General features: G+C 47.6%; 13 protein-coding genes. 6 read left to right on the top strand and 7 right to left on the bottom strand.

Annotation, left to right across the window (positions count from 1 at the left end; genetic code table 11):
- Nucleotides 1-108: 108 nt before the first annotated feature.
- From ACSTTG_RS13010 to ACSTTG_RS12990, 5 genes are all read left to right on the top strand, one after another.
- Entirely contained in the window at nt 109-1,206 is a 1,098-nt protein-coding gene (locus tag ACSTTG_RS13010) for a glycosyltransferase (RefSeq protein WP_438459590.1), read from the top strand.
- A complete protein-coding gene (locus ACSTTG_RS13005; RefSeq protein WP_438459591.1) occupies nt 1,203-2,375 on the top strand; it encodes a glycosyltransferase family 2 protein in 1,173 nt (390 codons plus the stop codon). The genes ACSTTG_RS13010 and ACSTTG_RS13005 overlap by 4 nt, the downstream gene beginning before the upstream one ends.
- 33 nt (nt 2,376-2,408) lie before the next feature.
- Complete coding sequence (locus tag ACSTTG_RS13000; protein ID WP_438459592.1) at nt 2,409-3,050, top strand: sugar transferase; 642 nt, start codon at nt 2,409-2,411, stop codon at nt 3,048-3,050.
- Between the two features lie 466 nt (nt 3,051-3,516).
- Nucleotides 3,517-5,652, top strand: coding sequence for an LruC domain-containing protein (locus tag ACSTTG_RS12995; protein ID WP_438459593.1), 2,136 nt, complete (start codon nt 3,517-3,519; stop codon nt 5,650-5,652).
- A 56-nt stretch (nt 5,653-5,708) separates the two neighbouring features.
- Nucleotides 5,709-6,206 carry a hypothetical protein gene (locus ACSTTG_RS12990; protein WP_438459594.1) on the top strand — a complete coding sequence of 166 codons (498 nt, stop codon included), beginning with the start codon at nt 5,709-5,711 and terminating at the stop codon, nt 6,204-6,206.
- A gap of 108 nt (nt 6,207-6,314) precedes the next feature.
- Here ACSTTG_RS12990 and ACSTTG_RS12985 read toward each other — a convergent pair whose 3' ends face one another.
- Nucleotides 6,315-7,118 (bottom strand): hypothetical protein, encoded by an 804-nt coding sequence (locus tag ACSTTG_RS12985; protein WP_438459595.1) that lies wholly within the window; start codon nt 7,116-7,118, stop codon nt 6,315-6,317.
- 181 nt (nt 7,119-7,299) lie between these two features.
- Here ACSTTG_RS12985 and idi point away from each other — a divergent pair, with 181 nt between their 5' ends.
- Nucleotides 7,300-7,848: an isopentenyl-diphosphate Delta-isomerase gene (gene idi, locus ACSTTG_RS12980; RefSeq protein WP_438459596.1), complete on the top strand. Its 549-nt coding sequence runs from the start codon at nt 7,300-7,302 to the stop codon at nt 7,846-7,848.
- Nucleotides 7,849-7,870: 22 nt separating this feature from the next.
- Here idi and ACSTTG_RS12975 read toward each other — a convergent pair whose 3' ends face one another.
- The 6 genes from ACSTTG_RS12975 to ACSTTG_RS12950 form a co-directional block, all read right to left on the bottom strand.
- Nucleotides 7,871-9,256 (bottom strand): MATE family efflux transporter, encoded by a 1,386-nt coding sequence (locus ACSTTG_RS12975; protein WP_438459597.1) that lies wholly within the window; start codon nt 9,254-9,256, stop codon nt 7,871-7,873.
- A 148-nt stretch (nt 9,257-9,404) separates the two neighbouring features.
- Nucleotides 9,405-9,653 (bottom strand): GlsB/YeaQ/YmgE family stress response membrane protein, encoded by a 249-nt coding sequence (locus tag ACSTTG_RS12970; protein WP_438459598.1) that lies wholly within the window; start codon nt 9,651-9,653, stop codon nt 9,405-9,407.
- 105 nt (nt 9,654-9,758) lie between these two features.
- Nucleotides 9,759-10,019 (bottom strand): DUF5062 family protein, encoded by a 261-nt coding sequence (locus ACSTTG_RS12965; protein ID WP_438459599.1) that lies wholly within the window; start codon nt 10,017-10,019, stop codon nt 9,759-9,761.
- Between the two features lie 140 nt (nt 10,020-10,159).
- Nucleotides 10,160-12,022 carry a PAS domain S-box protein gene (locus tag ACSTTG_RS12960; protein WP_438475117.1) on the bottom strand — a complete coding sequence of 621 codons (1,863 nt, stop codon included), beginning with the start codon at nt 12,020-12,022 and terminating at the stop codon, nt 10,160-10,162.
- Nucleotides 12,022-14,406, bottom strand: a complete 2,385-nt coding sequence (locus ACSTTG_RS12955; protein ID WP_438459601.1) for an ATP-binding protein — start codon at nt 14,404-14,406, stop codon at nt 12,022-12,024. Before ACSTTG_RS12955 ends, ACSTTG_RS12960 begins: the two co-directional genes overlap by 1 nt.
- Entirely contained in the window at nt 14,393-15,544 is a 1,152-nt protein-coding gene (locus ACSTTG_RS12950; RefSeq protein ID WP_438459602.1) for a cytochrome-c peroxidase, read from the bottom strand. The genes ACSTTG_RS12955 and ACSTTG_RS12950 overlap by 14 nt, the downstream gene beginning before the upstream one ends.
- Nucleotides 15,545-15,672 lie beyond the last annotated feature (128 nt).

Here is a 15,672-nt window from a genome sequence, read left to right as displayed (position 1 = left end):
CATTAGCCTAAGATTAATTTCTTATACTAAACAAACACTTATAAATTGGCACGTCCCCTGCATTGTAAGAGTAACTCTCTAAATCAAATGCTCTGCAAGGGATCAGCCATGAAGACTTCTAACAATAAAATTATCATTCACGTTGTACAGCATCTTGCCCCTGGCGGTCTTGAAAGCCTAGTGCTGGATTTTATGACCTTTGCTCAACCGGGCACCGAGGTTTATGTGGTCAGTATCGAAGGCACCAAACATCAGGCAATCGCTAATTGGCCAAAGCTTGCTGCGCATAAAGACAACTTGGTTTTTCTCAACAAAGCCCCTGGGTTTCAAGGCCATGTCTACCACGATCTATTGAGATTGTTTCGCGCGATGAAGGTAGATGTGGTACACACTCACCACATTGGTCCTCTACTGTACGGCGGAACCGCGGCTAAGCATGCTAAGGTGCCAGTTCGTTTGCACACTGAGCATGATGTGTGGCACCTGAGTAAGCGCAAGAGCCAACTGATGCAGTCCATGCTGCTTAAACATGTTCAACCACAGCTTGTCGCGGATGCATTCCGTGTCGGTGAGCAGCTCGATAAACTATTCCAGTACCCAAAACTCAGCTGTATCCCCAATGGCATTGATGTCACTCGCTTTAAACCAGGGCCTAAAGTATCTGCCCGCTTGGATTTTGCGATTGATGCCCATGATATCGTCATCGGCAGCGCCGGGCGACTAGAGTCCGTTAAGGGCCACGACCTACTGATCAAAGCGATGCGTTATGTACCTAGTCATATCAAACTTGTGATTGCTGGTGATGGTAGTCAGCGAGAGGAGCTTGCCAAGCTGATCACTAAACTCCACCTTGAAGATCGCGTCCGCCTGCTGGGTCGAATAGACAACATGGCGCGCTTTTATCAAGCATTAGATGTGTTCTGCCTTCCTTCCCGCCATGAGGGTTACCCTCTTACGGCACTGGAAGCGCAAGCTTGCGGAATCCACACGGTTGTAACGGATGTCGGCTCATCAGGTGAGACTTTGTGCCCTTACACCGGGGCTCTGGTTAAGCCCAATCGTATTATGGCTCTTGCACAGGGCCTTGAGCAAAAAGCCGTTGGCTTAACTCTGCAGTCACCACGTGACCATGTAATTGCCAACAACGATATTCGCCACATGGTGGCCCAATATGATGTTCTAACTCGTGAAGGAGAAGTCGCATGAGTACATGGCAATGGATATGCTTTGCAACCTTTTGTATTAGCTTTTTGCTTATCGCCTACCACCATGTGGGCTACCCCCTGCTCCTACAACTCTACAGCAAATACCGCGCAAGACAGATTAAGAAGGGCAATGAGCGTCGCTTTAGTTTTAGCCATAATGATCACTTCAGACCCTCTATTACCGTGATTGTACCTGCTTACAACGAAGAACAATGGATAGCTCAGAAAATTCGTAATCTTGCCATGCTGGATTACCCACGAGACAAGCTAAGAGTTGAGATCTACTGTGACGGGTGTACGGATAATACCGTGGCAATCGCCCAAGAGACCATTCAAGAGGCGACCTGTGCAGATACCTTGTTTGTTATCCACGATTGTCAGCAAAACCGCGGTAAAGTTGCAGTGCTAAACGCCGCCATGAAAGAGGTAAAAACCGATCTCACCACGTTCAGTGATGTGTCTGCAATTACCTCTATCGATGCCCTGTTGATTGCTGAGCGTCATTTTGAGAACCCAGAGGTGGGCGTGGTGAACGGCCAGTACATTCTCTACCAATCTGGCTCAGTCGGTGAAGAAAAATACTGGCAGTATCAATGTGACATGAAATTTGCGGAAGCCAAGATGGCGACGGCCATAGGTGCACACGGCGCTTTCTACATTTTCCGCACTGAGCTATTCACCCCACTGGGCTCGAGCATCATCAACGATGATTTCATTATCCCGATGGAGATTGTCAGCCAGGGATTTCAATCTGTGTATGACAACAACGTGATTGCCACCGAAATGGAGCCAACCAACCTAGACGATGATTTTGCCCGTAGACTACGCATCTCAGCGGGTAACATGCAGCAGATAATGGTGCTGGCAAAACTCCTTCACCCACGCTTCAAGCGCACCGCATTTGCTTTCTTTTCTGGCAAGGGTTTGCGCCTGATGACCCCATATTTGATGCTGACGGCACTGGTCAGCAGCGCTTTATTAAGTTCGATGCCGATTTTTTGGCTTCTTACTTGCATACAACTATTTATCTACTTGGTCGGCATTGCTAGCGCGCTGGTACCTGCGATCAACAAGATTAAAATCTGTCAGCTGATCCACTATGTATTGATGGGTCATACCGCAAACCTGATAGGTGGTCTTCGCTACCTGTTTGCTAAACGCCAAGCTTAATAACCCAATTTAACGCTCAACAAGGATTTGATTATGTACACTCTAGCCAACACTAGCCCAGCAGTCAGCCTAAGCAAACGCGCCTTTGACCTTAGCATCTCATTAGTCTGCCTGGCAATTTTCCTACCGCTATTTCCACTGATTGCCTTGGCGATTGTGACCACTTCCAAAGGTTCGGTGTTCTACACTCAAACTCGCGTGGGTAAATCGACACCTGATCATATGGTGTTGTTTAGCATTATCAAATTTCGCACCATGTACCAAGACGCGGAAGCGCGCTCAGGTGCTGCATGGGCTACCGAAAACGATCCGCGTATTACGCCTGTAGGACGCTTCCTACGCAAAACGCGCCTTGACGAACTACCACAACTGTTTAACGTGATCCGCGGTGATATGTCACTGATTGGCCCTCGCCCAGAGCGCCCGGCCTTCTACACTATCTTGGAAAAAGAGATCCCTTTCTTTGCCGACCGTACCTACGGCGTTTTACCTGGCATCACGGGTCTCGCCCAGGTAAACCAAGGTTATGACACCTGTATTGAAGATGTCCGCTCTAAAGTCGGTTACGACCACAGTTATGCATTATCACACAGCAGCCTATCGAACTGGCTAAAAACTGACTTATCTATCATGTTCCGCACGGTGGCCGTTATGGTTGACGGGCGTGGCCAATAAATCAAAGACAACGTCAATAACTCCGATATTTCCATTTTGCCCAAGCTTGCTTGGGCTTTTTTCTTTTTCCGCCCCCTTTAGGGAGAGGCGAGAGGCGGGATCGCTGCGCTGCGAGAGGCGAGGAAAAGACAGGTTCGGGGTTCGGGTTACACTTCGTTCCGAGGAGCGAGTAAAAGCCAGGTTTGGGGGGCGAGTGTTGTGGGACTTGTTGTTAATGCTGCGAACAACTTCTGGGTTTGTCTGAGTTCTCGTTTTCTTTTTTTTGGTTTGTTGTTTGGGGGGATTCTCAATCTGACAGAAATTTGGGGGTTAGCGTTTGTTTCTATTAGTCAGATTGAGAATCAAATTTGAAATGCAATTGGTTTTATACGTAAAGCCAATAAAAACAAACACTTAAAAGTTGGCACGGCAATCGCATTACCTAGGTATGTCAACAATTAAATCTAATTACCAAAAGGAAGCGGTTATGAGCCACTCAACACTATTTAACCTTAGTAAAGCGTCATCATTCATCGGGCTAGCACTTATGGCTCAAACCTATACGGTTCAAGCAGCGCCTTTTGATAGCTGTCCGAGCAAAGCCTACCTGTTTCAGTCTAAGCCAGTTCAGGTTTATGGCGTTAACTTGGTTACCGGTCAGTCTTCTTTGCTTCAAGGTGACACTGGGACAGATGCTAATATCAATGGCGTTGGCTTCGATTTCGATAGCCGCTATATCTATGGCTACGACACCACCAACAAGAAAATCGTTCGCTTAGGAAAAGACTTCCAAGTTGAAGACATCAACACATCTGGTCTGCCAACCGACCACACCTTCTATGTCGGTGATGTATTTAACAAAACTTACTACCTGTATCGCAAAAACAAAGGGCTGTTTAAGATTGACTTAACGCCACTCGATAGCGACCCACAGGCGGTCCTAGAAGTAGTAAAAATCTCATCGCAAGCCTCTGTTCAACTGACTGACTTTGCCTTCCACCCAGGTAACGACAACCTTTACGGTGTGGACAACAAAACCGGCATGCTTTACCAGTTCGACCCTGACAATGGCGACACTACCCTAATCGGTGATACCGGCGTGACCGGCACCTTTGGCGCAGGCTACTTTGACGTGAACGGCAACCTATACCTTTCTCGCAACAACGATGGCTTTATCTTCCGCATTAACCTAGGCAGCCAAGACGATATCGACAATGGTAATGTTACTGCGGTTAAGTTTGCTGAGGGACCTGCTTCAGGTCAAAACGACGGCGCGCGCTGTGCCAATGCGCCATTGATTGATGAAGACTCCACCATCGATTTTGGTGATGCGCCAGACAGCTATCTAACCACGCTGAACAACAATGGTCCACGTCACCAGATTGATGGCACCTATCTTGGCACACAAGCCCCTGATGGTGAGCAAGATGGCCTGATTGCGCCGCTCAGTGATGACACTGTTGGCATTGATGACGAGGATGGTATTAACTTTGTCACCGCTGTCGAGCCAGGCCTAGATTCGATTATCCGCGTGAATGCCTCGAGCTCAGGCTACCTCACTGCCTGGTTTGACTGGAATCAAGATGGCGACTTTGACGATGAAGGCGAGCACGTGATTCAAGATCAATTCATTGACGCAGGTGAACAGTCAATTGTGTTTAACGTCGATTACAACGCTGAGCCGGGTATGACTTGGAGCCGCTTCCGCTTTAGTCAACAAGAGGGTCTAGACTACTTCGGCGGCGCCACCTCAGGTGAAGTCGAAGACCACCCAGTCACCGTCACAGCAGAAGGCATTACTGTGCGCCACTTCCCGAATGAGAACGGCTACGCCACCCTCGCCTATGAAGATAACTGGCCTTACACCGCTGACTACGATATGAACGATGTCGTGATGCACTACCGCATTACTGAAATCCTGCGTGATGGCAATGTGGAGCGTGCGTATATCAAAGGACGCCTTGGCGCAACCGGTGCAGACTACAAAAACGGCTTTGCGGTGAGATTACAGGGAATTCAGCGCGACGAAATCGACCAAGACAAGACTCGTCAGTTCCACAATGACGTGCAGCTTGATGACAGTGGCCTTGAGCTCGACAGCAACGAGGCTATCTTTATCGTTTCACCTAATCTAACCGCGCTGAAAACCGGTAACTGTGCTTATCACCGTACCCAACTAGATTGTAAAGAAGACGAGCTGTTTATGTTTGAGTTGCATGTATCCATCGACCAAGGCACTGACACTTCTAACATGCTAGGGATGCCATACGACCCATTCATCTTTGCAACCCCGGGTTACTACCACGGTGAAGGGCTACCATTGCACCCAGGTCGTCAGTGGGAAGTGCACCTACCCGATTACGCGCCAACGGAAAAGTTCAACCAAGACGCTCTATGGAACCTAGGTGTGGATGCGAGCTCACCGGATGAAGGTACTTACTTTAAGACCGCTGAAAACCTACCATGGGCACTGCTTATCACTGAAGAGTGGCACTGGCCAACCGAGCGTACCGACCTGGTTCAAGCCTACCCACAGTTTGCGGAGTTCGCTGAGAGCGCTGGGGAGCAAGCAACAAACTGGCACGAACTTAGCAACGCTGTTGATGGCAACATCTACCAATAACCCTGTGCCTAACAGCAACGCACACGATGAATAACGAATTAAGAAAGGACAAGACCATGCGTAATTATCATAACCTTACCCTAGCGTTTCTAACCAGTTTGGCACTTATCGGCTGTGGCGGCGGAGGTGGCGGTGGCGGCGGCAGCTCTGCCCCAGCCCAGCAACCGGCTGAAGAAGAAGTCACAGAGACTGAAGTTGTCGAAGCAACACCAAGCCAACCAGAGACCGAGCGCACCATGCAAGATCTCAGCGTACCGCACGGCTTTGACTACGACCCAATTGAAAACATCACGGTCAGTATCGACGTGAGCAGCTTCTCAACTGAGCGTGCCTATATCTCCATCTACAGCCAGTATGAAGCGACCGAAAATGGAGACTTTGCGCCGAGCAACAACCACAAAGTCGCGGCACAAGCGCTCAGCGCAGGTCAGGGAGAGATTGAGATCACCTACGCCAGCGGTACCCAGAGCCTACTCGCTGAAGTGTGGTTCTATGATGGCAGCGACCCGATTCAGCAAGAGTTTACTCCGGCCAACCCAAACGTCGTTTACTAGCGACCTCTCACATCGCGACGCAAATTGAGAGCCGTCGCTTTGTTTGACATTGATACCAACTAAAAAGGGATCGCATTGCGATCCCTTTTTCTCACGATTTAAAGTCTGTCAGTTAAAACTTGGTCGAGTATCTTTGCTGAAATAATCATCTCGCAACATTTCAGACCATGTCATACCAATGACTGGATAGAACGCCTGATTGAAGACGTACTCTCTAAGATTAGATTGTCCCACCTCAATATGCTGTTCAGACACGATGTCATAGAGTTTGGTCACCACACTGTACTCTTCATCAAAGTCGTAATCGACGGTTCGCTCGCAATAACGACGGCCGAACTCGATACTGAGATGACCAAAATCGTCATAAGAGTGGGTGCCTAACTGCAAACCATAGTTGTCAAAGTACGCTTGAGGCTGACCAAGCTGACCTGGCCAGAACCCAAGCTCAGGATCGCCATTTTCGTAGACATGGATATAGCGCTTGATACAGGTGTCGACGGCCTTTTTCATCTCTTTTTGGAATTGAAACAAGTCCTCCATTTGCGCCCCTTGAGTCATTAAAAAGCCAGCTATCGTATTTTCGAACGGATACTGTTCTCTTGAGAGCGCTTGCTTTGTCTGCTTCGATTCAAGCAACGCAATGACATCTTCAGGCGCACTGCCAGCTTTTAGTAAAGGACCGAACTTTGAGTCATCAGCATGGTGCCCACCAAGAAATAGCGTAGTCTGAGCCTCTTCAAACCAAGTTGAGTCACCTACAACCGCCTTGAGTTTTGTATAGTGTTGCTGCCTTTCTGCTGGCTCAATTTGGCGATTATTCTCGCCACTACCACTCTCACCTCCCATACTGCTAAACGAAACTGAAAGCAGAGAGATAAACACGGCAGTAAATTCCTTTCGTCCTAGACCCATCTCATTACCTAATCACTTTTTCATCAATTTGGATAGTAATATGCCATGTATTGATTATAAAGGTGCTCACTATGCACAAGATGTAACTGAATGTTAAATCTAACCAATATCGCCAGTTGTAAGTGGGCAAGCAGCAACTATGATCAGACATAGATAGCAAAGACATATTTGGATTATTTATATGAATATAAATCAAGTTGTATTAGTTGATGAGCAAGACAACATACTTGGTGAAATGGATAAACTAGAGGCACACCAAAAGGGCGTGCTGCATCGAGCCTTTTCAATCTTTGTCTTTGATAATGAAGGTCGGATGCTTGTGCATCAACGCGCTTTAAGCAAATACCACTCTGCCGGTCTGTGGACTAATGCATGTTGTAGCCACCCTTGCAAAGGAGAGACTTACTTAGCAGGGGCACACCGCCGTATTCAACAAGAGATGGGGTTCGATTTGACGCTCTACCCGGTCAAAAGCATCATCTACAAATCTAAGCTAGCTGATGGGTTATGGGAGCATGAGTTAGATCAGTTGTTCGTTGGCCGATATAACGGCCCTATGCAACCTAACCCCGACGAAGTCTCAGCTCACACCTATATCAGCTTAGAGACCCTCCAAGCCCAAATGATCGCCGAGCCAGACACATTTACTGAATGGTTTAAGGTATTTATGCAACCCGATCATTTACGCGATATCCTTACCACACTCAAAAACGAAGTGCCCAGCGACTAGTCCATTAGTGCGATGACAATGATCAAGCATCTAGCGGTGTTTCTCCACCTATTGCGTGAGATGAAACCTGACCATCAAGACTGCCTTGGCTACGTCGAGCATAGCGTCTAACCAGGTAAAAGCTGACGCCAACGGTCATCAACTCAGCAAATACGAACGCCCCCCATACCGCGTTCGCTCCAAAGGCAGCAGGTATCAGCACTAACCCCAATAAAACGAACACCAAACCACGCAACAGTGACAACACGGAGGACTGCTTTGGTTTAGCTAATGATTGAAAGTAGGTTGAAACAATAATATTCACGGCCATAATCGGTGCACAATAAAAGTACCAACGCACCGCCTCACTGGACAACGTCGCAAGAGCCTGATCATCGACAATAAACCAAGCAACAATCTCATCGGCAAAAATCATCGCGATCGTCGCCATAGTAATCCCCGTCATGGCGGCAAACTTTAAGCCAAGATAAAAACTCTGTTTGACCTTGAGATGCTCTCCTGCACCAAAGTTATAACTGATCAGTGGCTGGATCGCTTGAGAGATCCCTAGCAAGATAAACAGGGCAAATACGCCAAGATTGAGGCTCAAGCTATAGGCAATTAGGAAATCCTCGCCATAATAGTTAAGCAATACCACGTTGAACACGACGATAGTGACCGTTAATGCCAGCTCGATAAACAAACTTGGCGTGCCTATTTGGCATACTCTGATTATCGTATCGCGACTAGGTGGAACAAGGCGTAACACTAATCGCGGCTGACTTGTGCGAGTAAAGAAATGCGTTAACAGAATGGCAATCATCACACACTGTGACAAGCCTGTCGCCAGTGCTGCGCCACCAACGCCCATATCAAGCCACCAGATAAACAGTGCATCGAAAACGATATTTACCAATGCGCCACTGATCATCGCTATCATGGCCAGCTTGGGGTTATTATCGTTGCGGATAAAACTCGATAGCACCCAATTCATGCCATAAGCGGTGAGAAATGGCAGCAAGAACACCATATACTCTCGACTGAGGTCGAAGATTGCGCCCTCTGCCCCCATCAGTTCCAATACTGGGTTCAGTGTCCACCAGCAAAGTATTGATAAGAGAATAAACACGCCAAGAGCAAACAACACGGTCTGTGAGAATATGGCTTGTCCCTTAGCTCGATTGCGCTGACCAAGTTCAATCGACATCCAGGTCGCGCCACCAATACCAAGCATCATCGCCACTGCAGTAAAGACTGAGAAATACGGAATCACCAAAGAGACTGCACCTAATGCATCTGAGCCAACTAGGCGACCAATAAATAGCGTGTCAATAAAGATAAAGGCACACTTGATAAGCATTCCAACAACGGCAGGAATAAGGTAGCGATAGAAGGACCGAGTGATTGAGGTAGGGGCAATTTGGCTCATGATCGTAGACTGCAATACGTGGGGCGCCAGATTATGACTAAACCCCAGTATCTTGTCGAGTGATCACTCAATAAATGAAATGATGGCAGCTAAGCAGACTAATCTGTTAAACGTCGCGTACTACAATATACGTGTTTCCAAGGTGGCACTACCTGAAGAATCGGTTGTAGACAAACAGCAAAACAAACGCGCCTATTGTCGCCGTGATGATGCTACCGATATTGACACCTGTCGCGCCTCCCAATCCCAAGAACCCACCAAGGAAACCACCAACAAACGCACCAGCGATCCCGAGTAGCATAGTGGCAATCCAACCCCCACCCTCTTTACCCGGCATCAACCACTTTGCCAAAGCGCCAGCAATCAAACCTAAGATAATCCAAGAAAAAATACCCATGGGAGACTCCTTATTATTCGAACTCCATAAGCATAGACGATAAAACCAGGTTCGCGGTTCGCGGAATATTGTCTGCGGGCGCAACGAGCCTGTAGACAGAATATCTTACTTTAAGGGATCGTCATCAGGTAGGACACTGTGTATCCACAGTGCGAGGCGCTTTTTGATGTGGGCGCCGTCGAGCTTATCTTTTGGCAGAGGCGTGATTTGATTGACCTCGACTAAAAATAGATAAACGGCTTTAATCTTGGTTGGGGCGGGCGTGGTTGGTAGCTCAAAGCCTTGCATTTTGGCCATTTTAAGCCCAACCTCCAATGCCTTTTTTAATAGCTTATCTTCGTTATACAACTTGGCCGTCTTGGACATACATTCACCATCTTGTCAGTCTGAGAGTGAGGCTCCACTACCCTCACTTCTATAGCCACTGTAACGAGTTAGCCAAATCGAGGTCAATAACGCGGATAAGGAAGTGAGACCCAGATTTGACCCGCGATAGAGGCATGATTTTACGCCAACACCTTATTGGCTTTGTCAAACGCATCCGTGATCGCCCTGTCCAGCACGTTTTTCTTGATTGGCTTATAGATCACATCACTCGCGCCATTAGCAAAAAAGCCCGCTCTCGCCTCTGATCCAGTGTCAGCGGTACAAGCAATTACAATCGAAGGGATCTGCTTGTCCTGTACAATAACTTTGGTTGCATCTAACCCCGTCAAATTAGGCATATGATTGTCCATCAAGATCAATTGATAAAAGTTGTCCTGCGCCATCTCAACCGCCTTTTGGCCATCTGCTGCAACATCAATCGATTCATAGCCCAGTGACTTCAGCAGTTTGGTCAATACAATTACATTAACCTTATTGTCTTCCGCTATCAGTACTTTCAGCTCCCCATCACTGCTTGCTTTTGCCCGCTCCACGACCTCATAACGCTCGTGCATCGCTATTCTACTCAACTCGCCATCGTGATACGTTGACACGCGACCATTCGAAGCGCTCAATAAAGTGGTGATCAACTCATAGCCTGCAGACAATCCCGCCTCAAGGCTTTTGTTGCTCTGGTCTGGATAGCTGCTTAGCTGATCAATAAACTGACTAGTCGTGCCATCGTCTTTCACGGCAAGCTCAAAGCACATTGCAACGTCGTCGTCATTAAAATGCGCCCGCACACTCAGTGATAGCTCTCTGGCATGGCTTTTCGACACGGCGAGAAGGGTCAAGAACATCAAACACGTTTCCGTCACACGCTGATCACTGCGCACCTTCAAACCTTCAACCGCGTCATCGATATCAGTGCTAAAGGGCAAGTTATACGCCTCTACCAACAGCTTTAACTTACTGCCAAGCGTATCCATGAACTCTTGAGGTGCATTTGTCTGACACTCGAAGGTCAGATTATCCCCATCAACTTCGGCTAACGTTGACAAATTATCCGTGATCAAACTTAAACAGCGGGTAAGGCATTGGATCTGCATGCTGGTGGCTTTGATTTCATCGACATCCTCTGCAGAGTACATATTGTCACCCAGCACAGATAAGTGATTGACCGGCTTCACCACTTCATGGTGTAACAAAGAAAAAAGTCGGCTTCTTTGTTCGCTGCCCGCGACAGCTATCGTCCTCTCTTGCTCTAACTTAAGCTCTAACTCTTTACGCTCAGTGATGTCGCGTTCAACGGCAATAAATCGCGTCAACTCTCCATTCTCATGCACAGGCGAGATAGAGATATCAATCCAGTAAGGAGTCCCCTCTTTGGTGTAATTAATTATCTCGCTGGAAATAAACTTGCCCTGCTTTATCGCCTGAGACAGACGCTTAATTTCGACAATTGAGGTGTCTTTTCCTTGCAGCATATCACCGGGCTTCTTGCCGGTAACCTCTGCCAGTGTATAGCCTGATAATTCAGTGAATGCGTGATTTACCCAAGTTATTCCACCCTGGCTATCCGTTATGATCACCGCATCGCGCGTATGCTCTGCCACCAGCCCTAAAGTCGAGCGAAAATCCGCCAGCATGAGGTCTGCCTCCAACTTAACCACTTCTGTTGCACGCTTCTTTAGCACTAGAGATACAATGGCGACCGCCCATATCGCATAAATGGCAAGTACCCGATTGAATACCACTTTCCACACTTCGCCGCCAACCGGCGATGCGTAATAGCCAACGAGCGTAAGCACAGTACAAATTGTTGCCCAAATAATCGTGGTGTTTTGCTCCTTTGACATCAGCGAAAGTAAAACCACAGTGACATACGGCACGCCAGCCGCTACACCCAACGGAATGCTTAGATCAACCGCCAGCACGCCTAGTGATAACGCAGATAGCCAAACTACAAGCGGAACAACGTTAAACCAAGTTATGACCTTCATTATGACCGCTCTCCATTGCCTGATTGTCGCGCGCCAGCATACTCAGCATTGAGCCGATGGGCTTGATGAACATTAATGAGCAGCAAATTGACCAAAACTTGCAACTCCTCTAGAGCGGGAATTGTGCCGCCACGCGCCTCTATCTCGCACTTTTCTGCCAGCTGAGACACTTCCGGCATCCCGAACTCCGCCGTAATTCCTTTCGTTGAATGCAGGGTATGGAAAATCTTGTCTGCTGAAGACTCCGAGTAGCCGCTGATCAGCTTCTCGATGTTCTGCTCAACCTCTTGGATAAAAGTTTCCAACAGGTCGAGCTTTTCTTCACGCTCAAGCGCACCATCACTGAGTATGGCAGAGCTTGATATCTCCTCTTCCGTCATTGGCAAGGTATCCACAGGGGAACGTATCAAGTGCACTACGTTGCTATGACTGCTTACCGCTTGTCCGCCTCTTATCACGGCGTAGTGACGACTGATGGCCCGTTTGAGACTGGATACTTGCAGTGGTTTGGTCAGGACAAAGTTCGCCCCGCTATCAATAAAACGATCGTGAGCTTCTTTAAACACGTCTGCAGTACAAGCGAAAATACAGGTATCGAGTTTTAGCTGATGACGAATATGGCTTATCACCTCAATGCCATTGAGTTTGGGCATATGATTATCCATCAAAATTAGATCAAAGCCCTCTTTGCTCAGCACCTCTATCGCCTCTGAACCATCTCGAGCAAGGGTCACAGAATACCCTTCATTGTGACAAAACTCTTTTAGAACTAGGGCATTCAATCGATTGTCTTCGGCGATTAATACCCGCAAGGTATCGGTGCTTGAAGGGGACGGAGAGGAGGTTGAAGGCATGTCGGGCTCAGCCGACGTCGATATCGCCGGTTCTGTCACTTGGACTTGTTTTATCACCTGAATGGGTAGCGTGAGCGTAATCGTCACTTCAGTCCCAACGTTGGGTTGACTGAAGACCTCAATCTCACCATCCATGAGATTAACCAACTCCTTAACAATCGATAAGCCTAATCCGGTACCACCAAACTTTCTGGTCGTGGATAGCTCTGCTTGTTCGAATGCATTGAAGATGCTGTTCAGTCGCTCTCGGTCGATGCCGACCCCGGTGTCAGTGACTTTAATCTCGATGTTTTTTCGACTGCCCTGATGGTGAATAATGCTTAAGCTCACCTCCCCACTCTCAGTAAATTTAATCCCATTACCCACGACATTAAACAGAATTTGACGCAAGCGTGCAGGATCGCCTACCAACTCGATATTGCTCGGGATCAGGTTGTGAATTTTTAAAGCTATCGACTTGTTGCTCGCCACTGGGCGCAGCGACTTTTCGATACTGTCGGCCACGCTCGCCATGCTAAATTCACACGATTCAAGCGTCATCTTACCCTGCTCGATTTTTGAGAAATCCAGAATGTCATTAAGTAAGGTCACTAGATGCTCACCCGACTCCACAATCGTCTGAGCGTGCTTTTTGATCTCAATCTCATTAGATTGTTCACGAATCAATTCCGCCAATCCCATCACGCCATTCATCGGAGTACGCAGCTCATGGCTCATGGTTGCCAAAAACAAAGACTTGGCTTGACTCGCATGTTCGGATTTTTCAACCGATTCTTGGTAAGCCGAGTTGTTGCGTCGCAACTCTCGACTACGCTGCACCCCAACCAACAGCAGAATAACGAACACATTGACCGTCGAGGCAAACAATAACAAGGCAACCCTATCTCGTACTTCAGCCGAGATATCGCTTAATTGGTGTTCGGCGTGCTCAACAAATTCGGCATTTTTGCCTGAGAGAACAATCGAAAACAGCTGGCGTTGCTGCATACTTAAATCGTTGAAGATATGGCTGATTCTATTGATGTTTGGGTCTTCAAACCCCGCCTGACCCTCTCGGGTCAAAAAGGCCTCTAACAAAACACTCTCATTGAGGGTGTTTTCATTCTGACTAACTTGGGGGCGATCCAACGAAGAGAGGACCGAGTGTCGCGCAACAATCACTCCCACCAAATGATCAAGTGCATCCGCAACCTCAAGGCCAGAGTCATGAAAAGAACTTAGTACTTCGTAAACCTTCATGCGATTGAAATAAAGCTGCTCACTGATATCCTGGCTCATGCTCGACTCGAGTACGTTAAGTTTTTTTTCCATCGCGACGATTGAGCGGTTGAGCTCATAAGGTGAGCTGATCCCTTCCATCGATTGCAAGGTAATTTCATCTCGGGTCGCAACCAGCTCATGCCCAAGGGTTGTCACCATTAATTGATATTCAGATATTGTCTTAAATTCTAGGTAATTGAGTATGGTCAAACCGACTAACGTGCAGAGTGAAGTTACCAGCGCAATATAAAGCCCTCTAATCATTTTCATGTTCAAACTCCTCGAGAATCGCTGGGCGCTGGCCTGAGAGTGTCAGCAAAAACTGATAAATATCCTCGATGGTGCTCTCATCCAACTCTTTCCCCAACTGGCTCTGACCCATGATTTTGATTGCATCAGTCAGCTGCTGAGTTTTTCCATCATGAAAATAGGGGGCAGTATCACCGACATTACGCAAACTAGGAACACGAAATAGGTGTCGGTCCTCAGGTTTCGAGGTGGTGGCAAACCGGCCTAAATCGCTACTGCGCTCACTGCCCGTTTTGTCCTGACCAAAATAGCCAAAGCGCATCACCAGGCCGCCACCGACGTTAGTCCCTTGATGACACGCAATGCAACCCTCAGACTGAAATGCCTGCCAGCCTCGTTGAGCTGATGGATTGATCGCCTCTGCATCACCCGCTAAATAGCGGTCAAAAGGCGCGCCAAGTGTGGTTAAAGCCCGTTCAAACTCGACAATTGCCCCTTTAATAGTATCGATATTGATCTCAAGGCCTGCATCAGAAAATAACGATTGGTATTTCTCAGATTGTGACACATACCCAAAGATGTTTTCCCAGGTGCTGTCCATCTCAACAGGGTTGTGTACTGGGCCATCAAGCTGCTCCTCTAGAGAGTTAACCCGGCCATCCCAGAAGAATCGGTAGTTGTACACGACATTAAATACCGTCAAGGAGTTGCGCTGCCCAGCCCCATGCACACCGAGGGAAACGGGTATTAGCTCGGCACCGTTGGTTTGAAGATTATGGCAACTCTCACAGCTCACTTGGTTGTTTGACGAAAGTCCCGGATCCCGAAATAAAAACCAGCCTACTCTCGCTTTTTCAATATCAATGTCTTCAACAGGTAAGATAGGTTGGATTGGGAGGCTGGGGTCGACGTAACCAAGATTAGTCGAGCCTGTGCTTGTCGAGTCGGCGTTCACCGAGTGGGTATTAGTGTTGTTATTATGCTCCTCAGAGCTGAACTCTTTGTGACTCAGTTCTGGATTATCTTTGGCGATAACCAAAGCATCAATATCATCCTGATAGAAAGGGCCAGACGATGATTTGTACACTTCAAATATCAACAACCCTACACAGAAGAGTAATATCGTGCCACATCCGAGTATTAGCTTTTTACTTCCCATAATCGCGTCCTAATATCACCACTTCTAGTAATCTAGAACATATTAATCTATAAACAATTCTTAAGCTTCGACGCACTACAACGGCAATGAAGACCTCTTCACATCAGTTATTTGGTTTATATCCGTAA

The organism is Vibrio glycogenivorans, from assembly GCF_051660965.1.
GTDB lineage: Bacteria > Pseudomonadota > Gammaproteobacteria > Enterobacterales > Vibrionaceae > Vibrio.
Note: the sequence above shows the minus strand (reverse complement) of the source record. Positions and strands in the feature narration are given on the sequence as shown.

What these genes read in the sequence shown, in the direction of transcription:
- ACSTTG_RS13010 (WP_438459590.1), top strand. Translation starts at nt 109, where the DNA reads ATGAAGACTTCTAACAATAAAATTATCATTCACGTTGTACAGCATCTT.
- ACSTTG_RS13005 (WP_438459591.1), top strand. Translation starts at nt 1,203, where the DNA reads ATGAGTACATGGCAATGGATATGCTTTGCAACCTTTTGTATTAGCTTT.
- ACSTTG_RS13000 (WP_438459592.1), top strand. Translation starts at nt 2,409, where the DNA reads ATGTACACTCTAGCCAACACTAGCCCAGCAGTCAGCCTAAGCAAACGC.
- ACSTTG_RS12995 (WP_438459593.1), top strand. Translation starts at nt 3,517, where the DNA reads ATGAGCCACTCAACACTATTTAACCTTAGTAAAGCGTCATCATTCATC.
- ACSTTG_RS12990 (WP_438459594.1), top strand. Translation starts at nt 5,709, where the DNA reads ATGCGTAATTATCATAACCTTACCCTAGCGTTTCTAACCAGTTTGGCA.
- ACSTTG_RS12985 (WP_438459595.1), bottom strand. Translation starts at nt 7,118, where the DNA reads ATGGGTCTAGGACGAAAGGAATTTACTGCCGTGTTTATCTCTCTGCTT.
- idi (WP_438459596.1), top strand. Translation starts at nt 7,300, where the DNA reads ATGAATATAAATCAAGTTGTATTAGTTGATGAGCAAGACAACATACTT.
- ACSTTG_RS12975 (WP_438459597.1), bottom strand. Translation starts at nt 9,256, where the DNA reads ATGAGCCAAATTGCCCCTACCTCAATCACTCGGTCCTTCTATCGCTAC.
- ACSTTG_RS12970 (WP_438459598.1), bottom strand. Translation starts at nt 9,653, where the DNA reads ATGGGTATTTTTTCTTGGATTATCTTAGGTTTGATTGCTGGCGCTTTG.
- ACSTTG_RS12965 (WP_438459599.1), bottom strand. Translation starts at nt 10,019, where the DNA reads ATGTCCAAGACGGCCAAGTTGTATAACGAAGATAAGCTATTAAAAAAG.
- ACSTTG_RS12960 (WP_438475117.1), bottom strand. Translation starts at nt 12,022, where the DNA reads ATGAAGGTCATAACTTGGTTTAACGTTGTTCCGCTTGTAGTTTGGCTA.
- ACSTTG_RS12955 (WP_438459601.1), bottom strand. Translation starts at nt 14,406, where the DNA reads ATGAAAATGATTAGAGGGCTTTATATTGCGCTGGTAACTTCACTCTGC.
- ACSTTG_RS12950 (WP_438459602.1), bottom strand. Translation starts at nt 15,544, where the DNA reads ATGGGAAGTAAAAAGCTAATACTCGGATGTGGCACGATATTACTCTTC.